This is a genomic window from Rhodococcus sp. IEGM 1330 (genome assembly GCF_033142445.1).
Lineage (GTDB): Bacteria > Actinomycetota > Actinomycetes > Mycobacteriales > Mycobacteriaceae > Rhodococcoides.
The window spans coordinates 548,826-572,973 of the sequence record NZ_JAWLSB010000002.1; the positions used below are offsets into that span (position 1 = coordinate 548,826).

General features: G+C 64.5%; 23 protein-coding genes. 12 read left to right on the forward strand and 11 right to left on the reverse strand.

Translation table 11 applies throughout. From position 1 onward, the window contains the following. The first annotated feature begins 130 nt into the window (after positions 1–130). From R4P57_RS07490 to R4P57_RS07530, 9 genes are all read left to right on the forward strand, one after another. Positions 131–817: a GntR family transcriptional regulator gene (locus tag R4P57_RS07490; protein WP_317802203.1), complete on the forward strand. Its 687-nt coding sequence runs from the start codon at positions 131–133 to the stop codon at positions 815–817. 153 nt (positions 818–970) lie between these two features. Beyond that, positions 971–2,455 (forward strand): phenylacetaldehyde dehydrogenase StyD, encoded by a 1,485-nt coding sequence (gene styD / locus R4P57_RS07495; protein ID WP_317802204.1) that lies wholly within the window; start codon positions 971–973, stop codon positions 2,453–2,455. Positions 2,456–2,676: 221 nt separating this feature from the next. Beyond that, positions 2,677–3,246 carry a TetR/AcrR family transcriptional regulator gene (locus R4P57_RS07500; RefSeq protein ID WP_317802328.1) on the forward strand — a complete coding sequence of 190 codons (570 nt, stop codon included), beginning with the start codon at positions 2,677–2,679 and terminating at the stop codon, positions 3,244–3,246. Positions 3,247–3,334: 88 nt separating this feature from the next. Next, positions 3,335–5,281, forward strand: a complete 1,947-nt coding sequence (locus R4P57_RS07505; RefSeq protein ID WP_317802205.1) for a primary-amine oxidase — start codon at positions 3,335–3,337, stop codon at positions 5,279–5,281. Next, positions 5,274–6,689 carry an APC family permease gene (locus R4P57_RS07510; protein ID WP_317802206.1) on the forward strand — a complete coding sequence of 472 codons (1,416 nt, stop codon included), beginning with the start codon at positions 5,274–5,276 and terminating at the stop codon, positions 6,687–6,689. Before R4P57_RS07505 ends, R4P57_RS07510 begins: the two co-directional genes overlap by 8 nt. Before the next feature lie 11 nt (positions 6,690–6,700). Next, complete coding sequence (locus tag R4P57_RS07515; RefSeq protein WP_317802207.1) at positions 6,701–7,177, forward strand: DUF5134 domain-containing protein; 477 nt, start codon at positions 6,701–6,703, stop codon at positions 7,175–7,177. 142 nt (positions 7,178–7,319) lie between these two features. Continuing rightward, positions 7,320–8,840 (forward strand): GMC family oxidoreductase, encoded by a 1,521-nt coding sequence (locus R4P57_RS07520; RefSeq protein WP_317802208.1) that lies wholly within the window; start codon positions 7,320–7,322, stop codon positions 8,838–8,840. A 120-nt stretch (positions 8,841–8,960) separates the two neighbouring features. Further along, the gene (locus R4P57_RS07525) at positions 8,961–9,902 is read left to right on the forward strand and encodes a helix-turn-helix domain-containing protein (RefSeq protein WP_317802209.1); all 942 of its coding nucleotides are present in this window, start codon (positions 8,961–8,963) and stop codon (positions 9,900–9,902) included. A gap of 122 nt (positions 9,903–10,024) precedes the next feature. Further along, positions 10,025–11,260, forward strand: coding sequence for an acyl-CoA dehydrogenase family protein (locus R4P57_RS07530; RefSeq protein ID WP_317802210.1), 1,236 nt, complete (start codon positions 10,025–10,027; stop codon positions 11,258–11,260). A 10-nt stretch (positions 11,261–11,270) separates the two neighbouring features. On the opposite strand, the gene R4P57_RS07535 is transcribed toward R4P57_RS07530, so the two are convergent. The 11 genes from R4P57_RS07535 to R4P57_RS07585 all read right to left on the reverse strand — a co-directional run bounded on the left by R4P57_RS07535 (position 11,271) and on the right by R4P57_RS07585 (position 21,006). After that, complete coding sequence (locus tag R4P57_RS07535) at positions 11,271–12,176, reverse strand: helix-turn-helix domain-containing protein (RefSeq protein WP_317802211.1); 906 nt, start codon at positions 12,174–12,176, stop codon at positions 11,271–11,273. A gap of 1 nt (position 12,177) precedes the next feature. Continuing rightward, complete coding sequence (gene paaK, locus R4P57_RS07540) at positions 12,178–13,485, reverse strand: phenylacetate--CoA ligase PaaK (protein ID WP_317802212.1); 1,308 nt, start codon at positions 13,483–13,485, stop codon at positions 12,178–12,180. Positions 13,486–13,501: 16 nt separating this feature from the next. Continuing rightward, positions 13,502–14,596, reverse strand: coding sequence for a 1,2-phenylacetyl-CoA epoxidase subunit PaaE (gene paaE, locus R4P57_RS07545; RefSeq protein ID WP_317802213.1), 1,095 nt, complete (start codon positions 14,594–14,596; stop codon positions 13,502–13,504). Beyond that, positions 14,596–15,105 (reverse strand): 1,2-phenylacetyl-CoA epoxidase subunit PaaD, encoded by a 510-nt coding sequence (gene paaD, locus R4P57_RS07550; protein ID WP_411742325.1) that lies wholly within the window; start codon positions 15,103–15,105, stop codon positions 14,596–14,598. The genes paaE and paaD overlap by 1 nt, the downstream gene beginning before the upstream one ends. Beyond that, on the reverse strand, positions 15,099–16,016 hold the full coding sequence (paaC, locus tag R4P57_RS07555) for a 1,2-phenylacetyl-CoA epoxidase subunit PaaC (protein ID WP_317802215.1): 918 nt from the start codon (positions 16,014–16,016) through the stop codon (positions 15,099–15,101). The genes paaD and paaC overlap by 7 nt, the downstream gene beginning before the upstream one ends. Positions 16,017–16,044: 28 nt before the next feature. Then, positions 16,045–16,407 carry a 1,2-phenylacetyl-CoA epoxidase subunit PaaB gene (paaB, locus tag R4P57_RS07560; RefSeq protein ID WP_317802216.1) on the reverse strand — a complete coding sequence of 121 codons (363 nt, stop codon included), beginning with the start codon at positions 16,405–16,407 and terminating at the stop codon, positions 16,045–16,047. Then, the gene (gene paaA / locus R4P57_RS07565; protein WP_317802217.1) at positions 16,404–17,351 is read right to left on the reverse strand and encodes a 1,2-phenylacetyl-CoA epoxidase subunit PaaA; all 948 of its coding nucleotides are present in this window, start codon (positions 17,349–17,351) and stop codon (positions 16,404–16,406) included. Before paaA ends, paaB begins: the two co-directional genes overlap by 4 nt. Positions 17,352–17,472: 121 nt before the next feature. Further along, positions 17,473–18,243 (reverse strand): enoyl-CoA hydratase/isomerase family protein, encoded by a 771-nt coding sequence (locus tag R4P57_RS07570; RefSeq protein ID WP_317802218.1) that lies wholly within the window; start codon positions 18,241–18,243, stop codon positions 17,473–17,475. Next, positions 18,240–19,091, reverse strand: a complete 852-nt coding sequence (locus R4P57_RS07575) for a 3-hydroxyacyl-CoA dehydrogenase family protein (RefSeq protein ID WP_317802219.1) — start codon at positions 19,089–19,091, stop codon at positions 18,240–18,242. The genes R4P57_RS07570 and R4P57_RS07575 overlap by 4 nt, the downstream gene beginning before the upstream one ends. Next, positions 19,088–19,810, reverse strand: a complete 723-nt coding sequence (locus tag R4P57_RS07580) for an enoyl-CoA hydratase/isomerase family protein (protein ID WP_317802220.1) — start codon at positions 19,808–19,810, stop codon at positions 19,088–19,090. The genes R4P57_RS07575 and R4P57_RS07580 overlap by 4 nt, the downstream gene beginning before the upstream one ends. Further along, on the reverse strand, positions 19,807–21,006 hold the full coding sequence (locus R4P57_RS07585; protein ID WP_317802221.1) for a thiolase family protein: 1,200 nt from the start codon (positions 21,004–21,006) through the stop codon (positions 19,807–19,809). Before R4P57_RS07585 ends, R4P57_RS07580 begins: the two co-directional genes overlap by 4 nt. Before the next feature lie 110 nt (positions 21,007–21,116). Between R4P57_RS07585 and R4P57_RS07590 the strand changes: the two genes are divergently transcribed. From R4P57_RS07590 to R4P57_RS07600, 3 genes are all read left to right on the forward strand, one after another. Next, positions 21,117–21,728 (forward strand): TetR/AcrR family transcriptional regulator, encoded by a 612-nt coding sequence (locus R4P57_RS07590; RefSeq protein ID WP_128646201.1) that lies wholly within the window; start codon positions 21,117–21,119, stop codon positions 21,726–21,728. Positions 21,729–21,804: 76 nt separating this feature from the next. Then, the gene (gene paaZ, locus R4P57_RS07595; RefSeq protein WP_317802222.1) at positions 21,805–23,832 is read left to right on the forward strand and encodes a phenylacetic acid degradation bifunctional protein PaaZ; all 2,028 of its coding nucleotides are present in this window, start codon (positions 21,805–21,807) and stop codon (positions 23,830–23,832) included. Then, positions 23,829–24,146, forward strand: coding sequence for an EthD family reductase (locus R4P57_RS07600; RefSeq protein WP_317802223.1), 318 nt, complete (start codon positions 23,829–23,831; stop codon positions 24,144–24,146). Before paaZ ends, R4P57_RS07600 begins: the two co-directional genes overlap by 4 nt. The last annotated feature ends 2 nt before the right edge of the window (positions 24,147–24,148 follow it).

Sequence of the window (24,148 nt, forward strand, 5' to 3'; positions counted from 1 at the left end):
TGGGGTGGGGTTCGGGGTCGGTCGTCTCACCGAGGCGCAGTTGATCGTCCTGCTTCGGCAGTGTGCAATATATTGCATCCCGAATGCTGCATCCTGTCAAGGTGAAGGATGGTGGGCTACGATATTTTGCATGCCGGTCCCCGTCGAACTCGGAAAGCACAAGCGCTCGCTACTTCGCGAGAATGCTTACGTCTCGATCCGGGACGCGATCGTCGACGGCACCTTGGCCCCGGGTGAGAGGCTGCGCGACTCCGAGCTCGAGCAGTGGCTCGGCGTCTCGCGTACCCCGATCCGCGATGCCATCGCACGGCTGGAACAGGCCGGCCTCGTGCACACGCAACCGGGTCGCTCCACGATCGTGTCCACCATCGAACGCAAGACCGTCCTCGACGCGCAGGCAGTCGCCTCGTCCATGCATGCGCTCGCGGTCCGCACGGCAGTCCCGCTCATGCGCACACACGACATCACCCGCATGCAACAGGCGAACAAGGAATTCGCGTCGGCCTTCGGACGGGGCGATGTGGACGTCGCGATGGCGAGCGACGACGCTTTCCACAACGTTGCCGTCGAAGTGAGCCAGAATCACGTCGTGGTGTCGGTGCTGGATCAAGTGACGCCGAGTCTGCGTCGCCTCGAACGCCTACGCTTCGCATCCCTCGTCGGCCGCGATTCGATTGCACAACACGAACGGATCATCGAGCTGTGCAGCGACGGGGACGTGGACGGTGCTGCCATGGCGGTGCAGCAGAACTGGGAATCGCTGTCGCTGCTGGTCGATCACGAGGACTTCGCCGTCGGCGACAAGCCCGGGACCTGACCCGCCTTGATCGTGTTCTCCTCGGCGGCGACGGTGCGCGTCTGTCGCACAATGTGTGCGCGCTCACACAAGACCTTCTCGTAGGCGCGGGCGCAATCTAGAGCAGACACGCCACAGGTGCCGCGATCGGCACCCGAGAAGGAGCCAAGAAACATGACTGCAGTACAGGAATCGGCCGCACCGACGTTGCCGACCGGCACCGCCACCGAGCTCTACATCGCGGGGCAGTGGCACGGCGCATCCGACGGAGGCACCTTCACCGACATCAACCCTACGACGGAACAGCCACTGGCCGAGGTTGCTGCGGCCACCGCGTCGGACGTCGATGCAGCGGTGCGCGCGGCCCGTGCCCAGCTCGGTGGTGAGTGGGGCGCGACTCCTGGAGCAGTCCGCGGGAAGCTGCTCAACCGGATTGCCGATCTCATCGAGCGCGACGGCGACCTGCTCGCTCGACTCGAGGCCCTCGACGTCGGCAAGCCGGTGGGTCAACCGGCGATGCTCGACATTCCCAATGCTGCAGCCACGTTCCGGCACTTCGCCGGCTGGGCCGACAAGATCACCGGCAGCTCCATTCCTACTGCGGGATACTTCGGGCAGCCGACGCACTCGTACACCGTCCGTGAGCCGGTGGGCGTCATCGGCATGATCGTTCCCTGGAACACCCCGCTGATGATTGCCGCATGGAAGCTCGCGCCCGCGTTGGCCACCGGAAACACCGTGGTCGTCAAGCCGCCGGAGGACGCGCCGTTGTCCATCCTGCATCTGGCTCGTCTGATCGACGAGGCGGGCGTACCTGCCGGAGTGGTCAATGTTGTTCCAGGACTGGGAGAGGTGACCGGCGACGCGTTGGTCGGGCATCCTGACGTCGACAAGATCAGCTTCACCGGAAGCCCTCGGGTCGGCAAGCTCATCGCGAAGAAAGCTGCCGACACGTTCAAGCGGACGACGCTCGAGCTCGGCGGCAAGTCCCCGCAGATCATTCTCGAGGACGCGGATCTCGAGGCGGCGATCAACGGAACCGCGATGGGACTGTTCTTCAATCAGGGCCAGGTCTGCGCCGCGGGGACGCGAGTGCTGGTGCACCGCTCGCTGTACTCGCAGGTGGTCGACGGTTTGGCCGCTGCGGCGTCGGCTCAGGTTCTGGGCGATCCGTTCGATCCGTCGACGACGATGGGGGCACTGGTCAACGCGAAGCAGCGCGATAGCGTGCTGGGGTACATCCAGGCCGGACGCGACGGTGGAGCGCGAGTGGCGGCCGGCGGCGGACGCCCCGACGGTGCAGGCTATTTCGTCGAGCCGACGATCTTCGCCGATGCCGACAACGACATGAAGATCGCGCAGGAGGAGATCTTCGGCCCCGTCGGAACGGTGATTCCGTTCGACACCGCCGACGAGGCCATCGCCATCGCCAACGGCACGGTGTACGGACTGGCCGCGAGCATCTGGACGCGTGACGTATCCCGGGCACATACCCTCGCGGCACGGGTGCGCTCCGGTGCGGTGTGGGTGAACGGTTGGGCCGCAATCGATCCCGCGCTCCCCTGGGGCGGTATGAAATCCAGTGGCACGGGCCGTGAGCTCGGGTGGGCCGGCATCGAGGCCAACACCGAGGAGAAGGTCGTCACGATCGTTCTCTAGAGCTGACGCAGGTGAACGGAACTTCGACCCCTGCTACGAAGTTCCGCTCACCTGGGGTAACGCGGTGTTTACCGAAGGAAGCACGATTCGTAACGAGCAGGTCGCAAGATTTAGTTCAACGGACGTAGAACAACGGCCGAACGGATCGGAAGGCGATGATGACGATGCCCGAACCCTAGGTCCGAGCAGGGAGCCGCTACCGTAGGGCTGTGCCGAAGCTCGTGGATCACGACGAACGCCGCCGCGCGATCACCGCGGCAACCTGGCGTTTGATCGCCGCAAAGGGGATCGATGCCGCGAACATGCGGGACATCGCGACCGAGGCGGGATACACGAACGGTGCGCTGAGCCACTACTTCGCGGGCAAGGACGAGATTCTCCGAACCGCATTCGAGCACGTCTTCGAGGCAACCAACCGCCGCATCGACGAAGCCCTCGGCGATGCAACGGGATTCGATGCCCTCCGCATCTTCTGTAGAGAAGTGATGCCGACGACCGAAGAGACTCTGCTCGAGGCGAGAATTGCAGTCTCGCTGTGGCAGCGTGCGATGTACGACGAGCACATGGACGACACCAACCGTCGATCCCTGGTGTCGTGGCGGGCGCGCATGGCGGAGTTTCTCGAGCAGGCTCGCGCGGAAGGCGACGCCGGCGACTTCGACGTCGATCTCGCCGTCGAAATGTTGCTCAACATGATGATCGGCATGCAGATTCTCGGCGTGCTCACCCCCGACGACACCACTGCCCACCGGCAGTTCGAGATGCTCGACCGGTTCATAGCTCAGCTGTAGCCACCCTGTGTGCGGGCGACTCGTGTCTCCACGCATGCCTTCGTTATTCAACGTCTGTAGAACCAACACCCGACCTCGAGGAACACCCATGCCAACCCTCACGCCCCACGCAATCGACCACGCCTTGTCGTTGCCCACCGAAGACGAGATCGCACAGGTTCGAGACATCGTCGACGCCGCCGGATTCGTCACCGCCGCAACCAGGTTCGTCTACGTCGGACTGGACGAACCGGACAAGGCCGAGTTGTACGTCGCCGAACCGACCACCCGCCGCACCTTCCGGGTGCTCTTGCACGACATCTCGACACCCGATGCCGTCGACCTTCTCGTCTCTCTCGACGAGCGTCAGGTGATCGGCTCCACCCGGCTCGACGCGATCCGCGACGGCCAGATGCCGGTGCTCGACGAGGAGTTCGAGCTCGTCGAGAGTGTGCTCTCCACCGACCCGGACTGGCTCGCCGCACTGGCCGCGCGCGGACTGGACGTAGCCGACGTTCGAGTGGCACCCCTGTCGGCAGGTGTGTTCGACTACCCGGGCGAGCACGGTCGACGCATACTGCGCGGCTTGGCTTTTCGGCAGGACTACCCTGCCGATCACGCATGGGCCCATCCCATCGACGGGTTGGTCGCGTTCGTGGACGTGATGAATCGGACGGTGGACAAGGTCGTCGACCTGGGTGTGGTGCCCATCCCGGAGGAGTCGGGAAACTTCGACGATCTGTCCGTCACCGGCCCGCTGCGCACCACGCAGAAGCCGATCGAGATCATTCAACCCGAGGGTCCGAGCTTCACGGTGCGCGGCAATCGCGTCGACTGGGAGAAGTGGTCCTTCCGAGTCGGCTTCGATGTGCGTGAAGGTCTGGTGCTGCACCAGATCGGGTTCGAGGACGGCGGTACCGTCCGGCCGATCATCCACCGCGCTTCGATCGCGGAAATGGTTGTCCCCTATGGTGATCCATCGCCCGTGCGATCGTGGCAGAACTACTTCGACACCGGTGAGTATCTGGTGGGACGGTACGCGAACTCACTCGAACTAGGGTGCGACTGCGTCGGAGACATCACGTACTTCGACGCCGTGATCGCCGACGAATTCGGCAACCCGAAAACTCTGACCAACGCCGTGTGCATGCACGAGGAGGATTTCGGGGTGCTGTGGAAGCACACCGATCTGTGGTCGGGATCGCAGGAGACCCGTCGTCAGCGCAGACTCGTGATCTCCTTCTTCACCACCATCGGCAACTACGACTACGGATTCTTCTGGTACCTCTACCTCGACGGCACCATCGAATTCGAGGTCAAGGCAACAGGAATCGTGTTCACCTCGGGTCATCCCGGCGGCGACTACCCGTACGCGACGCAGATCGCCCCCGGACTCGGAGCGCCGTGCCACCAGCACCTGTTCAGTGCGCGACTCGACATGATGGTCGACGGCATCGGCAACTCCGTCGAGGAGATCGAGACCCGCCGGGTGCCGATGGGCCCGGACAACCTGCACGGCAATGCTTTTGCTCTGCAACACACCCCGCTGGCCGCGGAATCCGAGGCGCAACGCATCGCCGACGGCACGGTCGGCCGCGTCTGGCACGTCACCAATCCGACCTCGCTGAGCCGGCTCGGAAAGCCCGTCGGATACACGCTGCACCCCGAGGGGCAGCCGCTGCTTCTCGCCGACGACAACTCGTCGATCGCGCGACGCGCCACGTTCGCCACCAAGCATCTCTGGGTGACGCAGTTCGATCGAAACGAGCGTTATGCCGCAGGTGATTTCGTCAACCAGCACCACGGTGGAGCCGGTCTGCCCGCGTTCGTCCGAGCAGACCGCAGCCTCGTCGACGAGGACATCGTGCTGTGGCACACCTTCGGGCTCACTCACTTCCCGAGACCCGAGGACTGGCCGATCATGCCGGTGGACTACACCGGTTTCAAATTGAAGCCCGCAGGATTCTTCGATCGCAACCCCACCCTCGATGTGCCGAGAACGACCTCCACGCACTGCGCCTCCTCGAGCTGCGAGAGCGGTGAGCAGAATGTCTGAGAACCAATCGAATTCGACGGCCGGCGCGCTCCGCGGTTCCATCGGCGTCGTCGGGATCGTATTCCTGGTCATCGCCGCTGCAGCGCCGTTGACCGCCATCGGTGGGGCCCTGCCGGTCATGATCGCGACAGGCAACGGAGCTGGCGCTCCGCTCGCCTACATCGTCGCGGCAGTCGTCCTGCTGATCTTCAGCGTCGGGTACGCGGCCATGAGCCGACACATGGTCGACACCGGCGCGTTCTACGCCTACGTGGAGAAGGGGCTCGGGAGAACCATGGGCCTCGGCGCCGCGGGCCTGGCGCTGTTGACGTACACCGCCATTCAAGCGGGCATCTACGGTCTCGCCGCATCGACCGTCGACAGCCTGGTCGTGAAGTACGGCGGACCCGACCTGCCGTGGTGGTTGTGGGCGCTCGGTCTCGTCGCGATCGTGGCGCTGCTCGGCTACCGCAGCATCGATCTCGGTGCCAAGGTGCTCGGAGTACTGCTGGTGCTCGAGATCGGCATCATCGTGATCCTGTCGGTCGCGGTGTTCGCCAAAGGTGGTGCCGCGGGCATCGACGTCGAATCGTTCACTCCCTCGGCCTTCTTCAGCGGATCGCCAGGAATCGCCCTGATGTTCGCGATCGCCTCGTTCATCGGTTTCGAGGCCACCGCGATCTACGGCGAGGAAGCGCGTAACCCCACCCGGACCGTTCCGATCGCGACCTACGCCGCTGTCGTCACCATCGGACTGGTGTACGCGGTGTCGAGTTGGGCCGTGGTGCTCGCCTTCGGCAGTGCATCCGTCGCGCAGGCCGCTGCCGACGACACGGCGGGATTGACCTTTGTCGCTGCCGCCCAGTACTTGGGCCCGATGTCGGCGGACATCATGGAAATCATGTTGGTGACCAGCCTCTTCGCCGCCCTGCTCGCGTTCCACAACGCAATCGGACGGTACGTGTTCGCACTGGCCCGAAAGGGCGTCGCCCCGTCGATGTTGGCGCGCACCCACTCTCGGCACGGCTCCCCGCACATGGGATCACTGTTCCAGACCGCCTCGGCAGCAGTGGTTCTCGTGATCTTCGCGGCAGCGGGCGCAGACCCGGTGTTGCAACTGTTCACGTGGATGTCTGGACTGGCCACCGTGAGCATCCTGGTTCTGATGATCCTCACTGGCGGCGCGATCATCGCGTTCTTCCGTAGATCGACCGTGGATACACGCACCTGGCACACCGTTGTGGCCCCGGCACTCGGAACCGTAGGGCTGGTGGCGATTCTCGGCCTCGTGCTGGACAACTTCACGCTGCTCATCGGGGGTTCGGGAGTGCTCGCCGCCCTGCTGTTGATCGTCGTCGCGGCGTTCTTCGCGGGAGGAACAGCGACGGCACGAGTGACTCGGCATCGAACTCTCGAACCGACGGGCTGATACCGATGGTCATGACGGTGCTGATGGCGGTGGGTGCGGTGGGTGCTGTGCTTCCCCTGATCGGACGCCGCAACCACACGGGGCGGGTCCGGTGGGCTCACCTGTGCATGGGCACCGTCATGGCCGCCATGGTGGTGTTCGGCACTGACCCATCGGTGGCGCTGATATCGATACTCGCTCTCGTCGCGGCTGCCGTACACGTCACCGCAGACCGGCTCAACAGAACGCGATCGATTCCGTGTGCGGTGGACCTGACCTGCATGGCCGTGCTGCTCATGATGCTGCCGCCCATGCACTCCCACGCGGAACCGCAGGCGTCGACGCAGCACCGGCACGGAGTCGAGGCGGATCCGAGGATCATCGCCGCGCTGCTCCTGGTGGGGTGGATGGCCGTGACGATTCACCTGCTGCGCACCAACCCGACCGGACGACGAGTGACCGCAGGTTCCGCACTGATGATCCTGGGAATGGCACCGATGGCCTTCTGATGGAGGCTCCCCACACTTGGTCGCTCCTGCAGGCTCCGCTCCCGGTGCGCATCTGACCCAGAATGTGTGCGCGCAGCGACATGTTTGTGCTCGCGGATTCGGCCACTGTTGTGTCGACGGTCACAACAGAAAGAGGCAGCGCATGTCGACGGATTACATCGTAGTGGGAGCAGGGTCAGCAGGAAGTGTCATCGCCAGGAGGCTTCTCGACGCGGGACACACCGTGCACGTGATCGAGGCCGGGCCCGTGGATACCGACCCGGCGATTCACTCCCCGCAGGGTTGGCCGACGCTGTTGGGCGGGTCTCAGGACTGGGGACTGTTCACCACCCCGCAGAAGCACGCCAACGATCGGCGAATCTTCTGGCCACGCGGGCGCGTACTCGGTGGCAGCTCGTCCCTCAACGGAATGATCTACGTGCGTGGTCATTCCAGCGACTACGACGGGTGGGCGACGGCCACCGGTGACACCGGATGGTCGTGGGAGAACGTGCTGCCACTGTTCAAGCGTTCGGAGTCACACGAGCTCGGTGCCAACGAGTTCCACGGCGGCGACGGCCCGCTGCCGGTATCGATCATGGGTACCCCGCACCCGCTGGCAGCGGCGTTCGTCGACGCGGCCGTCGAGCACGGGCACAAGCTGATCGACGACTTCAACGCCGACGAGATGGTGGGTGCCGGCTACAACCACACCACCACTCGCGACGGTGAACGGATGAGCGCGTGGAAGAGCTTCGTCGGCCCGGTACTGAACAATCCCGACCTGACCGTCACCACCGGAGCGCTCGTACACAAGGTGGTGCTCGAGAACGGCCGCGCGGTGGGAATCGAGTACAGCCGCGGCGGTTCCGAGCTGGAGCGATCGTTCGCCGATCACGAGGTGATCCTGTGCGGCGGAGCTATCGGCTCGCCGAAGACGTTGATGCTCAGCGGAATCGGACCGTCCGATCATCTGGGTGCACACGGGATCGGCACCCTGGTCGACTTGCCCGGGGTCGGCGAGAATCTGCACGATCACCTGCTGCTCAGCAACATCTACGAGTCCCTCGAGCCGCTCGCAGCCGGTACGAACAACCTGCTCGAGGCGCAGTTGTATGCCCGCAGCACCGGATGGGCCGGCGCTGCACCCGATCTGCAGCCCCTGTTCATGCACATTCCCTATCCCGCAGACGGATACCCGGTGCCCGAGAACGGCTACACGATCGCGCCGGGAATCGTGGCTCCGCGTTCGCGTGGAACGCTGCGGTTGGCGTCCTCGGACCCGAGCGAACTGCCGATGGCAGATCCGAACATTCTGGCCGATCCGTACGACCTCGAAGCCATGGTCGACGCGGTGGAGATCTGCCGCGAGATCGGTGCCTCCGACGCGTTCGCGCCGTGGCGCAAGGCGGAGGTGGTTCCGGGACCGAGCGCGCGCACCCGCGACGACCTGCGGGCCTACGTCCGACAGACCGCCGGTACGTACCACCACCAGGTCGGCACCTGCAAGATGGGCACCGAATCGGACGTCGATGCTGTTGTCGGATCAGACCTTCGGGTACGCGGCATCGAGGGGCTGCGGGTCGCGGATGCGTCGATCATGCCCACGATTCCGTCGGGCAACACCAACGCACCGTCCATCATGGTGGGCGAGCGGGCCTCGGATCTGATCCTGGGAAGCTAGGGGAACGGACAGGGGTGTTGCACCCGCGAAACGTGGAGGTGACGTCACCGAAGTGCGGTGACGTCACCATGGACGGTGCATGCCTCGTGCGGAGGTCATCGGTATTCGAGCGGAGTCGACATGGTCGTGCACGATTTGTCCACCCACCGTCGAAGCGATCGATTCGAGGTGTGGCGGGAGGTGATCTGCCGTGAGTTCACTCCACTCACACCCGAGACCGCGTCGATCGTCGACGGCGGTTTCGATGCCCGCGTCGAATTGAGGCCACTCGGGTCGACCAATCGCGCCGTGCTCCAGTCCGTAGGGCAACGCATCGCGCACGGAGAGACAGAAGTAGCGCACACCGGTGAAGGCGTCTACTTCGTGAACATTCAATTGGCGGGTACCTGTCGGGTTCGCACGGAATCTGCAGGTGCCGTCAATGTCGTGCCCGGTCAATTCACTGTTGTGGACACCACTCGTCCGTACTGGTTCGACTACGAGGGTCCGTGGCGCGTCATGTCCTACCAGGTCCCGCACAGCTGCCTGGCGCAGTCGGACCTAGCGCAGGCACCGACGATCGGGCGATCGCTGGATACGGGCGCGGGTACCGGCCTGGCACTGACGTCGATAATGAAAGCTCTGTGGGAGCTCACTCCGGATGAGTCGACATCGTCGGGCGTACATCTCGAGCGCGCCTTCTACGCCACGGTGGCGGCAGTTCTCGGTGAAACGTGGGGAACTGCCGCAGATTCGTCGAGCTCGATCACCGCGGCGGCGACCGAATACATCCGTACACATCTGGGCGACCCCGACTTGTCCGTGTCGGTCGTCGCGCGCGCGTTGTCCGTGTCGCCGCGGACCGTCCACTACGCATTTTCCAAGGGAGCGTCGTTCGCCACGGTGGTGCGTGAGCATCGACTGGCTGCGATCGCCGCTGTGCTGCGAGATCCGAACAACTCGGCCGGCATCTCGCGTATTGCGCTGCGCCACGGCATGATCGATGCGAGCTCGTTCAGTAGAGCCTTCCGGCAGAAGTACTCGATGTCTGCACGTGACTATCGGGCACAGGCACGCGTCTAGGCGTGAGGACACGGGGGACGTTGCGCACCCGGCACAGAGTCTTGCGCTGCACAGCAAGACCATAGGCTCCCTCCGGCGGTGAGATGGGAGTCTGCAACTCGCCGACTGGAAGAGGACGCCCCATGCCCATCAGTTTCGATCTCACCGACCAGCAGGAAGCACTGAAGAAGGGCGCGCGTCAGTTCGCCGACACCTATCTCCATGACCTGGCTGCACAGGTGCGATCCACGCCGGACCCGCTGGAACGCGCTCTGTTGGCCCGACCGGTATTCGAGAAAGCGGTGGAAGCGGGATTTCTGAAAGGCTTGATTCCGATACCCTTCGGTGGACTCGCTTCCAGCGGTGTGGACGCAGCGCTGTTCGTCGAGGAATTCGCCTCTGCGAGTCCAGATTTCACGATCAGTCTGGCAGGTCCCCTGATAGCTCTTGCTCCGGTGTACGAGGCCGGGACCCCGGAGCAGATCACCCGTTTCGTCGCGCCGTTTCTGGTCGATTCCGGCAGCCCGGTGGCGGCCATGGCGTACAGCGAGCCCGGTGGCAGTGCCAATTTCGACGCGCCGCCGCCTGCCGAAGGGACCCGGACAACCGCAATCCTCGACGGCGATCACTGGGTTCTCAACGGCGAGAAGGTCTGGGCGTCACATCTGGGAGGGTGGGACGGATTGGGACCGGACATCATGTCGGTCGTGTGTCGGACTCCAGGTGGCGTCTCGATCATCGTCGTCGAGCGCGAACAGCTCTCGACCGGATTCTCGGTGGAAGAGGTGTACGACCTACCCGGCCTTAAGGGATGCCTGACCTCGCGCGTCAGATTCGACAACGTCCGCATCCCGAAGTCCAACCTGATCGGCGCGGAAGGGCAGGGAGTGCACCTGACTCGCAACGCATTCTTGGCGAGCGGTGCATCGATCGGAACGTTCTCCGTCGCCGCCATGCGCCAGGCCTTCGCTGCGGCATTTGCATTCGCCACGTCGGAGAAGAGGGGCGGGGCGGTGCCGATCATCGATCATCAAGCGGTTGCCGACGTGCTCACGGACGCGAAAGGCAAGATCGAAGCGGTTCGACTGCTGTCGTGGCGCGCGCTCGATGCAGTGATGTCGCAACATCCGAGCGCACTCGAAATGGCGTTGCACGCCAAGATCTTCGGATCCGAGACAGCAGTCGCGGTGATCAACGACCTGGTCAAGATCGTGGGCGTCGAAGCATACAATCCGAGCTTTCCGATACTGCGGTATCTCGCGGACGCCACTGCATACCCGATCATCGAAGGAAGCAATACAGGTGTACGTCGCCGGCAGATGCACGATCTGATGCGGACTGCGGGATGGGATCCACTCGCTGCGTCCGGGATGGCGTGAGGCCTCCCGCTCACCCGGCGCGGTATGCGCGCGGCGACATACCGTACGTCTCCTTGAACAGCTTCGAGAAATTCGAGGAATCGATCAAACCGTGACGCGCACAGATGGTTCCGATGCTGTCCACGGCGAAACGGGGGTCTCGGAGATCGCGGTGACAGCGATCGAGACGCCTGGATCTGATCCAGCCGGCCACCGTACGACCGTCGGACTCGAAGAGCTTCTGCAGGTAGCGCACCGAAATATGCATGCGCGCAGCGAGAGACGCGGTGGACAGCGTCGGGTCGTCGAGATGTGACTCGACGAGACTCTTGGCCTCGATCAGTAGCGTGGAACCGGGCGCATCGTGGGGAGCGGCGTCGTCGAGGGCTGCGCAGAGCAGATCGAGGACGGCGTTCTCCAGCATCGGCGTCGTCGGCAGAGTTCCGTCGGCGGCGTTGCGGCGCAAATTGAACAAAAACGGCGACACCAACGCGCCGACGCCGTGATCGCCCTCGATGCGACGCGCGGCGACGGTCGTCAACTCACGGGAATCGATGCGGAGCGCGTCGCGCGGGAACATCACCACGAACATCTCGAAGTCTCCGACGAAATGCAGATCGTACGGGGCACTGGTGTCGTATACCGCGAAGTCGCCCGGCTCCAGCACGGCCTCCCGATCGTTCTGTACCAGCGTTCCGCGGCCGGCCACTTGCAGGCCGACCTTGATCAAGCCCGGGTCGGCACGTTTGATGGTGGCCCGAGTGCGTCGGACATCGACCTCACGGCCCGCGACCTCACTCAGTTGCAACGATCCCAGAGTCGACGACACCAGCGTGCCCTCGAACGACGACGGCCCGGTGGACACAGCGTCGAGCGGCACGAACGCCGTCGAGACGTTCTCGCGCCATTGCTCGAAATCCTGTGCCACCGGGCTCATGTCATACCGTCGGACGGTTGTCGATCAGACGGCGGGCCTTACCGATGGAACGCTCGAGGGCGGCCGGTGCGACGACGTCGACCGCAACGCTGACGCCGATGCGATCCTTGACCAGCTTCTTCAGCGTTGCCGCCGCGATCGGATGCGTATCGAGCGCAGCGTCGGGCCGGGCTTCGACGAGGACGGTCAGCGTATCCATGCGTCCGGCGCGTTCGAGTACACACTGGAACTGCGGTGCCAGCACGGGCACGGTGAGGATCAGCTCCTCGATCTGCGTCGGAAAGAGATTGACTCCGCGCAGAATGATCATGTCGTCGGTGCGGCCGGTGACCTTCTGCATCCGACGCATCGTGCGGGCCGTGCCGGGCAGCAGACGAGTCAGGTCGCGGGTGCGGTAGCGGATGATCGGCATCGCCTCCTTGGACAGCGACGTGAACACCAGTTCACCCTCCTCGCCGTCGGGCAGGACTTCGCCGGTCACCGGGTCGATGACCTCCGGGTAGAAATGATCCTCCCAGATGTGCAGTCCGTCCTTGGTTTCGACGCATTCCATCGCGACGCCCGGTCCCATGACCTCGGAGAGGCCGTAGATGTCGACGGCGTCCATGTCCAGAGTCTTCTCGATCTCCTTGCGCATCTCCTCGGTCCAGGGTTCCGCACCGAAGACTCCGGTTTTCAGCGAGGTCTTGGCCGGATCGATGCCCTTCTTCACCATCGCATCCACGATCGTGAGCATGTAGGACGGCGTGACCATGATCGCGTCGGGCTCGAAGTCCTCGATGAGCTGGATTTGACGATCGGTCATGCCACCGGACATCGGAATCACCGTGCAGCCCAGTCGTTCTGCGCCGTAGTGCGCGCCGAGGCCGCCGGTGAAGAGCCCGTAGCCGTAGGCGACGTGCACCTTGTCCGACGGCTTGACGCCACCCGCGCGCAGGCTACGGGCGATGAGGTCGGCCCAGTTGCTGATGTCGTTCGCGGTGTAGCCGACGACCGTGGCTTTGCCGGTCGTTCCCGAGGACGCGTGGATACGCGAGACCTTGTCCTGCGGAACCGCGAACATCCCGAACGGATAGTTCTCGCGGAGATCCTTCTTCGCGGTGAAGGGGAACTTCGCAAGGTCCGACAGGTCCTTCAGATCGGTTGGGTGCACCCCTGCGTCGTCGAAGGCCTTCTTGTAGTGCGCAACGTTGTCGTACGCGTGTTGCAGCGACCACTGGAGTCGTTCGAGTTGAAGGGACTCGATGCGGTCCCGGGAGGCGAACTCGATGTCGGGGGTGTCAGTGGGGGTGGACAAGACGCTGGTCATGGCAGTCTCCGGGGGATCAGGCGTCGAAGTCGACGGTCACGGTGTCGCTGAGGGGGAAGGTCTGGCAGGTGAGCACGAAGCCGGCAGCGACCTCGTTGTCCTCGAGGGCGTAGTTGCGCCGCATGTCCACGTCACCGCTCGTCACCTTCGCGCGGCAGGTGCCGCACACGCCGCCCTTGCAGGCGAAGGGAAGGTCGGAGCGCAACTGCTCGCCGGAATCGAGGATCGACTCGTCCTGGGGGAGAGCGCCCGTCACAGAGCGGCCGTCGAGGGTGATCGTGACCTCGCTGCTCGGTCCGGTCACGCCGGGTTCGCGATGCTTTTCCTGTGGTGGCGGAACATCGTCGACGTAGAAGAGTTCGTGGTGAATGTTGGTCTTGGAGACGCCGAGTTCTTTCAGGACGTCCTGCGCGTCGTTCACCATCCCGAACGGACCGCACAGCCAGAAGTGGTCGATGTCCGGCGTCGGGACGACGGTGTCGAGGATCGCGCGTAGTCGCTCTGCGTCGAGCCGGCCGCTGAACAGCTCGACCTCGCGGGGCTCGCGGGAGAGCACATGGATGACGTCGAATCGACTGCCGTACTGATCTTTCAGGTCGGCGATCTCCTCGGCGAACATCACCGTGCGCGTCCGGCGATTGCCATACAGCAGAACAACTTCGGCACCCGGGTTGGCAAGGACGGAGGCTGCGATCGAGAGCATCGGCGTGATTCCGGAGCCGGCTGCGATCAGAACGTGCCTGCCCGCCTCGGCCGGGTCCGCATGAAAGTTGCCGGTCGGGCCTTGGACGTCGATACGGTCGCCCGCCTTGACCTCGTGGACGAGCCATGACGAGAACAGACCGTCGGTCACCTCGCGAACGCCGACGCGCGGTCGCGTGCCTGCGGCCGCGCAGATCGAGTACGAACGGCGATGTTCGACGCCATCCACGGTCCGACTGAGCATCAGGGATTGCCCTGGTCGAAAGTCGAATTCGTCCGTGAGGTGTTCGGGCACGTCGAACGTGACGGCGACGGCGTCGTCGCAGAGGGATTCGACGTCGGCAACCGTCAGGGTGTGAAAGGGCTTGTTGCGCAGGTTCTTCAGTTCCGGCTCTGCGGTGACGGTCATCAGATTTCCTTCACGTGGTCGAAGGGTTCGAGGCAGTCGTCGCACCGGTACTGGGCTTTGCACAGCGTTGCGCCGAATTCGGATGTGAGACGCGTGTTCGCAGAACCGCACTGAGGACAGTCGATTCGGCGTGGCTTCACGGTCAGGGTCAACGGAACCGGGCCCGATGCGCGGGCAGGAGCCGGTCCTGGTGTGGAGTAACCGGTCTCGCGAAGCTTGCGCAGGCCCTCCTCGGAGATCCAGTCGGTACTCCACGCGGGGGAGAGGCTGGTGACGATCTCGACATCCGCGTAACCGTGATCCTGGAGTTTGTGAGCGATGTCGTCACGCATCGTCGCCATCGCGGGGCATCCGGAGTACGTCGGAGTGATCGTGACGAGCACACTGCCGTTCTCGCGTACCTCGACGTCGCGTAGGACGCCGAGATCGTCGAGAGTGAGCAGTGGCATCTCGGGATCCAATACGGTGGCGGCGATCTCGCGTGCGGTTTTCTCGAGTGTGGTCACCAGACCCCCTCCGGATGCGCTCTCGCCACGACCTGCATCTCGGCGATCATTGACCCGAACGCTTCGGTGTGGATTCCGCGTCGGCCTCCGCGGCCGCCGATGGTGCCGACGGACTTGCCCTCGGGCGCTTCCAATTCTGCTGCATGCAGCACCTGTGCGAGAACGGAATCGAACTCCTCGCGAACAGTGCGAGGATCGACGGCGACCCCGACCTTGTCGAGTGCGATCTCCTCGTCCGTCGGGATGAACAGTTCCGAGACGTACGGCCAGATTCTGGTCACCGCCTCGCGAACTCGTCGCTTCGATTCGTCGGTTCCACAGCCGAGGGTGACGACCCAGCGTGCCGCGTAGTCACGATGGTAGGTCAGCTCTTTGACACCCTTGTTCGCCACGGCGGCCAGCACCGGATCACGGGAATCCTGCAGACGAGTGAAGACGGCGAGACGCCACGTCGCGAATACCAGCAGGCGGACCTGGGATTTCGCGAAGTCTCCGTTGTCGAGCTCGGTGAGTCGCACGTTCCGGAAGTCGGCCTCGTCGCGGAAGAACGAGAGCGCATCCTCGGCCGGTGCGGGCGAGGTATCGGAGATGAACGGCACGACCGTCGGATCGGCCTTGGCGGCGCGGGCAAGGAGCAACCGGGCCTGACCGAGAAGATCGAGACCGACGTTGGCCAGTGCGACTTCCTCTTCGAGTTCCGGTGCGCGAGTGCTCCACTCGGCCAGACGCTGCGAGCTGATCAGCGCATCGTCGCCGAGCATGAGGCAGTACGCGGCAAGGGCTTTCGGGTCGACGTTCTCGGGGACGGTGGTATCGACACCGGCGAGCGGGTCGTCGAAACTAGTCCCGAATGCCCACTGCCCGTGCGAATCCTCGTCGACGAGGCCCTCGTAGGCGTTGTCGTGATCAGTCATGAGTGCGTGTCCTCTTGAAGTGTGGGTCTCACATGTGGGGAACGTTGTCGGGGATCTCGTAGAACGTCGGGTGGCGGTACACCTTGTCGCCACTCGGTGCGAAGAACGGATCCTTCTCCAACGGAGAGGATGCGACGATCGAGTTGGACGGAACCACCCAGATGCTGACGCCTTCGTTGCGGCGGGTGTAGACGTCGCGAGCGTGCCGCAGGGCCATGTGGTCGTCAGCGGCATGGAGTGATCCGACATGCACGTGGTTCAGGCCGCGCTTGCCGCGCAGGAACACCTCGTACAGCGGCCAATCAGCCTTGACCGCTTCTCGTTTCGGCTCTACCGGAACACCCTCGGTAGGCACTGCTCCGTGGCCGCCCTCGGCGGTGAACTCGCTCATGATGCTGCGTTCCTTTCGGCGAATGCGGTCGCGGCCTCGCGGACCCAGGCTCCGCCGTCGTGGGCTGCTCGACGGTTCGCGATGCGCTCGACGTTGGAGGCACCGTTGCCCTTGATCACCTGCATGAACTCGGACCAGTCGGGCTCACCGAAATCGTGCGACTTGCGCTCCTCGTTCCACTTCAGATCCGGGTCCGGGAACGTGACGCCCAGTGCCTTCGCCTGCGGGATGGACATGTCGACGAAGCGTTGGCGCAGTTCGTCGTTGGTGTGGCGCTTGATGCCCCACTTCATGGACTGCTCGGTGTTGGGAGACTCGTCGTCCGGCGGGCCGAACATCATCAGTGCCGGCCACCACCAGCGGTTCACCGATTCCTGAACCATGGCGCGCTGTTCGTCGGTGCCGCGCATCATCGTGGCGAGCAGCTCGTAGCCCTGTCGCTGATGGAACGACTCCTCCTTGCAGACGCGGATCATCGCGCGTGCGTACGGGCCGAAACTGCTGCGGCACAGGGGAACCTGGTTGCAGATCGCTGCGCCGTCGACGAGCCAGCCGATGGTGCCCACGTCGGCGTAGGTGAGGGTGGGGTAGTTGAAGATCGAGGAGTACTTCTGTTTGCCCTCGATGAGCTTGACCGTCAGGTCGGCTCGGTCCGCTCCCAGAGTTTCGGCGGCGGAGTAGAGGTAGAGACCGTGGCCGGCTTCGTCCTGCACCTTGGCCATCAGGATCGCCTTGCGGCGCAGCGACGGTGCGCGGGTGAGCCAGTTTCCCTCCGGCTGCATTCCGATGATCTCGGAGTGCGCGTGCTGAGCGATCTGGCGGATGAGCGACTTGCGATAGCCGTCGGGCATCCAGTCGCGAGGCTCGACGCGCTGCTCGTGGGCAATGGTCTCGTCGAACCCGTCCTGCAGCGTCTCGGCGGACAGGGTGTGTGACGTGGTCATAAGTCCTACTTTCATTACCGAATGATCGGTTGGTAACCAGTATGCCTCGAGTGGCGCTCCGCGCACAAGAGCGGCTTCGCCGCATGTGCGCGGAACTTCGTAGCAGGGGTCGAACTTCCGCTCACATGCCGACGAAGGAGGCTCTCGTCTTGGCCAGGAACGCGTCGACGGCTGCCTTGTGGTCCGCCGTCTGCCCGAGGGTGGTCTGTGCTTGGGCTTCGCGGTCCAGTGCGTCGGACAGTCCGGATCGCGCGATCAGTGACTTAACCTGCTTGTAGGCCTGGGTGGGACCGGCTGCGAGGGTCGTGGCCAGCGTGCGTGCGGTCTCGAGGACGTCTCCGTCGTCGACGACGCGGTGCACCAGACCCCAGTCGAGGGCCTGGGCTGCGGTGACCTTGTCGCCGAGCAACATCAGACCCGCTGCCCGGCTCGATCCCAGCGCCTCGACCAACGCGTAGCTCAAGCCCGAGTCGCTCGCCAGACCGATGCCGGTGAATGCCGTCGCGAACGAGGACTTGGTGCCCGCGACCCGGATGTCTCCGGCCAGCGCGATCCCGAGTCCCGCGCCGACGCACGCACCGGGGATGGCGACGACGATCGGGACCTCGAGCGCAGCGAGTCCTCGGATCAGCGGGTTGTAGTGCTCGCCGACGGTATCCATCGCCGTGGCCGGGTCGGATTCGAGCGCGGTGACGTGCTCACCGAGGTCCTGGCCGACGCAGAAGTTCTTGCCCTCGGCGGTGATCAATACGGCACGCACCTCGGGTCCAGCGGCGCTCTGGACCGCCTCCGCCAACGCGACCTTCGTCGTCACGTCGAGCGCGTTGTGTGCTTCCGGGCGCGCGAGGGTGATGGTCGCCAAGCCGTCGGCGACGTCGAACCGTACGGTCATGTGTTCGTCCAATCGTGAAAGCCGCGACCGGACTTGCGTCCGATGTCGCCGCGAGCAACCATGTCTCGCAACAACTGCGGGGGAGTGAATCTGTCGCCGAGGGTCGACGCCAGGTGTTCTGCGATCGCGAGCCGAACGTCCAACCCGACGAGGTCGGTCGACCGCAACGGGCCCATCGGGTGCTTGTACCCGAGTTCCATAGCGCGGTCGATGGATTCGGCGTCGGCGACGCCTTCCTCCAACATACGAATGGCTTCCAGCCCGAGGCAGACGCCGAGCCGGGAGGTCGCGAAGCCGGGGGAGTCGTTGACGAGCACCTCGGTCTTGCCGAGTAGCGACACCCACTGCTGTACTCGCTCCACCACATCCGGGGAGGTGGCCGGGGCACGCACGATCTCGACGAGAGTCGACGCCGGAACCGGGTTGAAGAAGTGCATCCCGATGAAGCGGCTCGGATCGGAAAGTGCCGCACCGAGTTCGGCGATGGAAATCGAGCTCGTGTTCGACGCGATGACCGTCTGAGCCCCGGCGATCTTGTCGACGAGAGTAAGCACCTCGACCTTGAGGGACGGGATCTCGGGAACCGCTTCGACGACCAGGTCGAGGTCGGCAGGGAGATCGGCGGGCCCCGCGACGGTGGAGACCCGGGCGAGAATCGCCGACGGGTCCTCGCTGAGCTTGCCGCGCTCGTGCGCCCGATCCAACCCAGTCGAGACTCGGCCGAGGGCGGCCTGCTGATCGGCCGCTTCGGCGATGACGACGGTCGAGCCGAGGGCTGCGAATACCTGGGCAATCCCTGCACCCATGCGGCCGCCACCCACGACACCTACTGTGCGAGGAGCTGTCATTTCTTCTTCTCCAGAAATGCCGTCATCCGGCGTTGTTTGTCTTCGGTCTCGAACAGAACAGCCTGCGCGATGTCGTCGGCCCACGGGTGTGAACCGGGCGCATCGAGGATCTTTTTGGTGAGCGTCAGTGCCAGAGGTGCTTGCTTGGCAATGCGATCCGCGAGTGCGTGCGCTGCGGCCAACGGCTGGTCGACGACATCCAGCACCAGGCCGGAGCGGAGTGCGGCATCGGCGTCGAGTGTTCGGCCGCCGAGGAGAACCTGCTTCGCGACGGACACTCCCACCAGTGTCGGTAGCCGGTAGCTGGCGCCGGCAGCGGCCATGATGCCCAGTCCCGGTTCGGGATTGCCGAACACGGCCGTCGGCGACGCGATGCGGATGTCACAGGCGTAGGACAGTTCGGCTCCACCGCCGAGGGCGTAGCCGCGGACCGCGGCGATCGTCGGCAGGGGCAGTGCGGCGATGCGGTCGAACAGGTTTCGGTTGATGCCGCGCAATGCATCGTCGCGGGTGCGGGCGCGCAATTGATTGATGTCGGCACCGCCGGCGAAGTGCTCGCCCTCACCGGTGAGGACGACGATCTTCGGATCCTGCTCGACGAGCCCGCACACCTCGTGCAACTCGCCGATCATCTCGGAATCAATTGCGTTGCGCTGCTTCTCGCGATTCAGGGTGACGACAACGCGGTCCGTCAGCTCCTCCACGATGAGCGTGTTCACGGTGCCGCGATCAACATCGACACGCCTTGCCCGACGCCGACGCACAGGGTGGCGAGCCCACGGGAGGCCTTCTCGCGTTCCATCCGACCCAACAGTGTCAACAGAATTCGAGCACCCGACGAGCCGAGGGGATGGCCGAGAGCGATGGCACCGCCGTCGGCATTGACGATGTTCTCGTCGAGCTTCAGCTGGCGGATGACGCCGAGCGACTGGGCCGCGAAGGCTTCGTTGAGCTCGACGGCACCGAGGTCCTCGGCAGACCACCCGGCGCGAGCGAGCGCCTTCTGCGTGGACGGCACCGGACCGAGCCCCATGATGTGGGGCGCGATACCGGCGCTCGCACTGGTGACGATGCGGCCGCGAACGTCGAGGCCGTACTTGTTCACGGCCTCCTCGGACGCCACCACCAGCGCCGACGCACCGTCGGTGAACGGCGACGAGGTGCCTGCGGTGACGATGCCGTCCTTGCGGAACACGGTCTTCAGCGTGCCGAGCTTCTCCAGTGTGGTTCCGCGCCGCGGTGTCTCGTCCTCGGTGACGTCGCCGTTTTTGGTCGAGACGGGCACGATCTCGTCGGCGAAGCGGCCTGCGTCCTGAGCGGCGACGGCGCGTTGCTGGCTGCGGAAGGCAAAGGCGTCGGACTCGGCGCGGGTGATGCCTTCGCGCAGTGCCACCTCCTCGGCGGTCTCGCCCATCGACAGTGTGATCTTGGGATCGGACCCTGCGTCGTGCGCGGCGAAGGTCGGATTGGTGAAACGCCATCCGAGGGAGGTATCGAAGATTTCTCCCGGCTTGGCCCACGCGGTCCCCGGCTTGGCCATGACCCAGGGTGCGCGGGTCATGGACTCGACACCACCGGCGACGATGATGTCTGCCTCACCGCTGCGAATGGTGCTCGCGGCGTTGGCGACTGCCGTCAGACCGCTCGCGCACAGGCGGTTGACGGTGTAACCCGGCACCGTGTGAGGGAGTCCTGCGAGCAGAACCGCCATTCTGGCCACGTCTCGATTGTCCTCGCCTGCCTGGTTCGCGGCACCGAGAATGACCTCGTCGATTCGATCGACGGGCACACCCGCTCGGCGGACGGCCTCGGCGACGACGATCCCGGCCAGGTCGTCGGGGCGCACGGTCGACAGCGCACCGCCGTAGCGTCCGTGCGGCGTGCGCGCGCCTGCCACGAGAAATACTTCGCCCACTTGGATCTCCTTCGTACGGTTGCGTCATTGATAACCGAACATTCGGTCGTTTGGCAAGACCTGCTGCCCATGGTGCTGTGGAATCGGCCGTCGGCTGAGAAGATGTGGACATGACAACCGCACGCGCGCCGCGCAAGACCGGACTGCCAGGCCGGCCGGGATACGACCTGGATTCCTTGTTGGCCGTGGCGGTCAAGGTCTTCAACGACCGTGGATACGACGGCACCAGCATGGAAGTTCTGGCGAAGCGGCTCGGCATCACCAAGTCCTCGATCTACCACCACGTATCGGGCAAGTCGGAGCTGCTCGAACTCGCGCTGTCCAGGGCGCTCAACGCACTCTTCGCGGTGACGACCGAGGATCGGGCGACCACCGGGCGGTACATCGACCGCCTCGAATACCTGGTGCGTCGCAGCGTGGACATCCTGTGTGCAGAGCTGCCCTACGTCACGCTGCTGCTGCGCGTCCGGGGTAACACCGACGTCGAGCGGCGGGCCCTCGCCCGTCGCCGCGAGTTCGATTCCTTCGTCACCGGGCTCGTGGTCGCCGCCGCCGAAGAGGGCGACCTGCGTCCAGGGGTGGATCCGGCACTGGCGTCCAAGCTCGTGTTCGGCACGGTCAACTCGCTCATCGAGTGGTACCGCCCGCGTACCGGCGGATCGGTCGAAGAGTTGGCCGACGCCGTGGTCGCGCTGACATTCGACGGCCTGCGCCGCACGTAGAGGGTGAAGTCTTGACATCTCGGCGTTCGACGGCGATGGTAATTACCGACCGAACGTACGGTGAGATGGAGGCGTTGTGAGCAGACTTCTGGAAAGCTATGCCCAGGGAGCGTGGTATTCCGCCACCGACGAGGGAGCGCCGCTGCTGAGCGCCGTCGACGGCAGCGAGATCGCCCGGGTGTCGTCCAGCGGCCTCGATGTCGCGGGCATGATCGACTACGCCCGCACCGTCGGAGGGCCCGCGCTCGCGGCACTGACATTCCACGAGCGCGCTGCACTGCTCAAGCAACTGGGCCTGACACTGCTGGCCGGCAAGGAGGAGTTCTACCGACTCTCCCGGCACACCGGAGCCACCGTGCGAGATTCCGGTGTCGACATCGACGGCGGATTCGGCACCGTGCTGAGCTACGCGAGCAAGGCCCGACGCGAACTCCCCAACGAGACGGTGTATCTCGACGGTGCTATCGAGCAGCTCGGCAAGAAGGGCACCTTCCTCGGTCAGCACATCTACACCTCTCGGCGCGGTGTCGCCGTGCAGATCAACGCTTTCAACTTCCCCGTGTGGGGATTCCTCGAAAAGCTGGCCCCCGCGTTCATCGCCGGCGTGCCGTCGATCGTCAAGCCCGCCAGCCAAACTGCGTACCTCACCGAGCTGGTGTTCCGACGGATCATCGAGTCGGGGCTGCTGCCCGAGGGTTCGGTTCAGCTGCTGTGTGGCAGCGCCCGCGGTGTGCTCGATCACCTCGGTGGTCAGGATTCGGTGGCCTTCACCGGATCTGCCGATACCGCAGCGACCCTGCGCTCACACCCCAACGTCGTGGGCGAAGGGCTGCACTTCACGGCCGAAGCGGATTCTCTCAATGCCTCGATATTGGCTTCCGATGTGGCACAGAATGATCCGGAGTTCGACCTGTTCGTCAAGGGTGTCTTCACCGAGATGACGTCGAAGGCCGGCCAGAAATGCACCGCAATCAGGCGCGTACTGGTTCCGCAATCCTCGGTCGAGGCCGTCATCGAGGCGCTGAAGGCCAAGCTGGAGAAGGTCGTCGTCGGTGATCCGGCCGACGAGGGGGTCACCATGGGTGCACTCGCCAGCATCGACCAGCGCGACGAAGTCCTCAAATCAATTCGTGGACTGACCAAGTCGGCAACGGTCGTCTTCGGTGATCCGGACGCCGTGGATTCGCGACCCGGTGCCTTCATGGCACCGGTCCTGCTGAAGGCCGGCGACAAGAGCGCATCCGAACCGCACGAGATCGAGGCCTTCGGTCCTGTCTCGACCGTCATCGGCTACGACAGCACCGCGGACCTGCTCGATCTTGTAGCCCGCGGAAAGGGTTCTCTGGTTGCCTCTCTGGTGACCAAGGATTCGGCGATCGCGCGCGAGATCGTGCTGGGCAGTGCGCCGTACCACGGCCGCATCCTGGTCCTGAACTCCGAGGATGCCAAGGAATCGACCGGGCACGGGTCTCCGCTGCCGGTTCTGGTGCACGGCGGGCCCGGTCGCGCAGGCGGTGGTGAAGAACTCGGTGGCATTCGGGGCGTGCTGCACCACATGCAGCGCACAGCAATTCAGGGAACTCCGGATGTCCTGACGGCAATCGGCAACAAGTGGGTCACCGGCGCGAAGCAGACGACCGGCGACGTCCACCCGTTCCGCAAGAACCTCGGCGAACTGAAGCTGGGCGACACCATCGTCGGTGGACCACGGCAGGTCTCGCGGGCGGACATCGATCACTTCGCGGAATTCACCGGCGACACGTTCTATGCGCACACCGATCCCGAAGCGGCAGCAGCCAATCCGTTGTTCGGCGGAATCGTCGCCCACGGCTACCTGGTGGTCTCGCTGGCGGCAGGGCTGTTCGTCGACCCAGCGCCGGGCCCCGTACTCGCGAATTTCGGCGTCGACAGCCTTCGTTTCCTGACGCCTGTCAAGGCCGAGGATTCGTTGACGGTGACACTGACCGCCAAGTTGATCACTCCGCGTCAGAGTGCCGACTACGGCGAGGTGCGTTGGGATGCAGTGGTCGTCAACCAGAACGATGAACCGGTCGCCACCTACGACGTGCTGACTCTCGTCGCGAAGCCCGAGGCCGCATCATGAGCGTGCGAGTGGCCGTCTGTTACGGAATGCCCGAGGACCCTGCCGCATTCGATCGTCACTACGCCGAGGTGCACGTGCCCCTCGCTCGGGCTGTCCCCGGTTTGATCGACTTCACCTGGGGCACGCTGGACTCGCTCGACGCTTCACCACCGCCGTATTACGCGATCGCCAGCCTGTACTTCGCGGACGAGGCATCGCTGAAGACGGGATTGGCCTCGCCCGAGATGAAAGCGGCAGGCAAGGATCTGCGGAACTTCGCGACCGGCGGCGTCACGATGTTCACCCAGAACGAGCAGTCGGTGGTGCAGCCGTGACC